Genomic DNA, 3,847 nt, shown 5'->3' with positions numbered 1-3,847 from the left:
ACCACATCGGAAACATTAAGATGCGGGTACATCTGCTTGACTTCGTTTGGCGAAATCTCGCGCACGTCGATATCGAAGGCGCGGGCGAGCGACGCCTGCCTATAAATCTCGTGCTTGCGTTCCTCGGTCAGCGCCACGGTGATCGAACCGACCTGGCGCATGCCGGTCCCGACATCGGTCTCGACCTCCAGCCTGACGTAGAGGTCGGCCGAATATTTCGCCAGCCGCGTCATGTTCTGCGAGCCGCGCAACTGGCCGATCAGGCCGGCGGCGTGCCATGTCGTGCCCGATGTCAGCTGCTTTCGTTCGAGCAGCACGATGTCGGTCCAGCCGAGCTTGGCCAGATGGTAGGCGACCGAGCAGCCTGAGACACCGCCGCCGATGATGACGGCGCGTGCCTTGGACGGAATGGATTTTTGCGTCATGCGGCCTTGGGGCGGTAGCTGGAGGGAAGGCGGCGCAGCCGAAGCGCTGAGTCTGTCAGCACCTCCTGCGGTTGGCAGAGGCTGTTGCGGACGTGGCCTTCAGGCATGCGGCTGAAATTGCGCCTTGCGTCACATTCACGTGTTGCCTGCGACGACGATGGTGCGACTTGACGGGGGATTTCGAGAGCGGCCCGCTGCCTATTCATAGAGCAACTTCCACGATTTGATGTACCATCCCCAGAACGAGGCGCAGGGTTGATCACATCGAAGGTGTGGCCCTTTGCCGGCGAGCTCCACCTACCGTCGATGCAGAGTTGGCTGTGCATGCTGTCCTCCGTTAGCGCGACGTCCAGATTAGGCGTCTCTGATCCAACCCAAGCGATAGACCCGACCCGTTTGAGCACCCTCTACGCTCTTGGCGTAGCCGAGCGCCACCTCGCTCACCGGCATCGTCACAGTGCCAGAAAAGAAGTCGCCGTAGAGGCGAACCGATTCCTGGACGAGTGTCGGACTGACCAGATTGATCCGCAGCCCCCGCCCAAGCTCGATCGCCGCGCTCCGTACAAAACCGTCCAAGGCGCCATTGACCAAGGCGGACGAGGTTCCCTGCCGGATCGGATCTTCGTTGGTCAAGCCGGACGTCAAGGTAAATGATCCGTTGTCGCGGATACGCTTGAGACCCCTCACCACGAGATTGACTTGCCCCATCAGCTTACTACGCAGCCCGATTTCGAACTGTTCATTCGTGAATTGGTTCAGGGGAGCGTAGTGCACGCCCCCTGCTGTGCAGATCAACGCGTCAAATGCACCGATCTTGTCGAATAATTGGTCGATAGAGTTCGGCTCGGCGATGTCAACGTGGAACGAGCCGCTTGTTCGCCCGACCGCTATAATGTCGTGCCGCTTGCCAAGTTCGGCCGCGACGGCCGACCCGACAACCCCAGTCGCACCAACCAGAACAATTCGCATAGAGTCCCCCCGTGGATAAGGTACGGCTAGGAGGCGACCTCAAACAGCGGGACAAGTGCGGCGCGGAGCGCGATGTCCTGCTCCGCCGAGAGTTTTGCTAGTGGCTTGCGAACGTTGCCGGTTCCGAATCCGCGCAGCTGCGCGGCTCTCAGAACAGAAGGCGTATAGGGTGCTCGCCAGATGAAGAGCAACGAGGGTAGCATGCGCTGCCAAAGTGCCAGCGCCCTCTCGAAATCCTTCGCCGCCACAAGGTTGTACAGTTCGACAGCCTCGCGAGGCATGTAGTTTGCTGCGCCCCAGATAACACCGCGCGCGCCAGCCATTAGCGCATAAAGGGTTGTTGTATCGCAGCCATTTAGCACCATTCCTCTCGTTTGCAGATACTCCTGATGCACGGTGAAGTCGCCGGCACTATCCTTGATGTAATTGAAGTTCTTAAGACTGCTCAGTCGGTCAAAAAGGCGCGGCGAGACCGCGATGCCGGTCGCCTGCGGGATGTTGTACCCGACAATATCCACGCCGACCGCCGCGTCGATTTCCTTGTAGAAATTGAAAACTCCATCTTCGTCTGACGGACCTTCCAGATACGGTGGCAAAATCATCAGTGCGTCCGCGCCTACCGATTCAGCTTGCCGTGAGCGTCGGATGACTTCATCCATGTTGAGAGCCGAGGTCTGGCAGATAGCATTGCAGCGGCCTGCGATGCGCTTCACCCCCAGCTCGTAGAGCTGATTGCATTCGGATTCCGTCAGGTAAGGGTGCTGGCCCGTACCGGCCCCAAGAACCAGGCCGTGAACTCCCGCCGATACATATTTTTCGATCAACTCCTCGAAGAGGCCGTAATCGATTGCACCGTTAGCGTCGAACGGTGTCTGCATTGCAAGATTGATGCCCTTCAAGTCCGCCATTACCATTCCTCTTTTGTTAGACTTCGGCGCCCGCTTGCTTGAAACGGAGTGCCGTGACGAAGCGGACGCCCATTGATGTGACAAGTCTCGGATATGTCCTGCTCGGAGCGGACCGCGTCTTCAGGATTTCGATCACAGCCGAAGATTGCCCCGTGGCGAGTTCGGCAACGGCCTTGCCAAAGGCAGCGCCTCGAGCAACGCCGGTTCCATTGCAGAAGGCGGCTCCATAGACGTCCTGCGCCAACTCGCCGAAAACCATACCGCCATTTTGCGCGAGCGTGAGCAGACCACCCCAGCTGGCCTCAAAGCCGATTGAAGAAAGCCCGGGCCATCGGCGGTCGAATGCTACCTGCTGCTGGGCCCGCGCCCTCAGGACATCTTGTTTCGTTGTCTTAAAATTCGTCGCATACGAGTAAACGTTTCTAAGGAAAAGACGATTGTCGATCGTGCGTCGTACCGTCGTCCCAAAGCTGTCGGCCGGAATAAGCCCATAGGCTCGCTTGTTGCCCACTTCGGAAAGCTCGCTCTCCGTGAGCTGTCTGGTCATGCTCGCGAACGTGTAGAGCGGTATGGCTCGATTTTCGAAGAAGCCAAACCTCGTCAGGTAACCCGATGCGCAGATGATTACCTTGGAAGCACTGATTGTTCCGCCAGGCGTCTCGCAGATGTGCTTCGGTGCGCCGAACTGGACCGCCACAATGGCGGTGTTTTCATGGATGGTAACGTTCACAGGGAGGCTTTTTACCGCGTTCTTGAGATATTTCGCAGGCTGGACCAGAATGGTGCCGGGGTGATGCAATGCTTTGATGTAGTGTTTGCTGCCGGTGATCGCCTGGATTTCGGGGGTTTCAACCCAGCTGTAGTTTTGTCCAAGCTTATCGAGCGCCTCCGAAAAGCGGTGCAGGTCCTCCACGCCGTGAGACGTGGCCGCGCTGTGGTATTTCCCCTGCGGGTCCCAATCGCAGCCTACCCCATGCTCCTCCACGGCGCTTCGAATGTAGGCGATCCCATCGAGGTTGACGAACAGCTCCTCTTTGTTTCCCTTGATGTCTTCGACGAAGTCGCGTTTTCGGGGATTGTGCGCGAGATCGATGGCGAAGCCCATGCACCGTCCGGATGCATTGTCCCCAATGCGGCCGGCGTCGACCAGGATTACTGAAGACTGGGGGTTGAGTTCGGCGAATCGGCGGGCCGCGTGAAGCCCCATCCAGCCGCCGCCAATGACCAGGCAGTCGCATGCGACGTCGCCTCGTTGCGGGACCAAGGGCAGCTCCGGTCCCGACGTGCGGTACCACCCGGAGGCTGTTGGCTCCGGATGTGGTGCCTGAACGACAATACGCTGTCTTGTCTTGGTTTGATTCAAAGAGTTCACTGCCAACTCGCTCGGGTGAAGGCGGCCGGTTGCGTAGTCGTGCGCACAGCTCGCCCTGGCTTGTTCCTGCTTCGAATAGACCATGCGCTGTCGGTCTCGTAGACGGAAAATATACCTTCTGATATAGACCTGCTTCATGTCCAAGCTTCGCAATCTCGTCCCCTCGACGCATT

The 3,847-nt window shown here is 58.5% G+C and carries 4 protein-coding genes; all 4 read right to left on the bottom strand.

Features of this window, described 5'->3' with window-relative positions; translation table 11 throughout:
- A partial coding sequence (locus AC0L2K_RS34655) for an NAD(P)/FAD-dependent oxidoreductase (protein ID WP_473533616.1) occupies nucleotides 1-425 on the bottom strand: 425 nt, incomplete at its 3' end.
- Between the two features lie 354 nt (nucleotides 426-779).
- Nucleotides 780-1,394: a short chain dehydrogenase gene (locus AC0L2K_RS34650; RefSeq protein ID WP_473533615.1), complete on the bottom strand. Its 615-nt coding sequence runs from the start codon at nucleotides 1,392-1,394 to the stop codon at nucleotides 780-782.
- Between the two features lie 26 nt (nucleotides 1,395-1,420).
- A complete protein-coding gene (locus tag AC0L2K_RS34645) occupies nucleotides 1,421-2,302 on the bottom strand; it encodes a dihydrodipicolinate synthase family protein (RefSeq protein WP_473533614.1) in 882 nt (293 codons plus the stop codon).
- A 16-nt stretch (nucleotides 2,303-2,318) separates the two neighbouring features.
- The coding region (locus AC0L2K_RS34640) for an NAD(P)/FAD-dependent oxidoreductase (RefSeq protein ID WP_473533613.1) at nucleotides 2,319-3,847 on the bottom strand (1,529 nt) is incomplete at its 5' end.

It is taken from the genome of Mesorhizobium sp. WSM4817, assembly GCF_055811135.1.
This window is presented reverse-complemented; position numbering and strand designations above follow the sequence as displayed.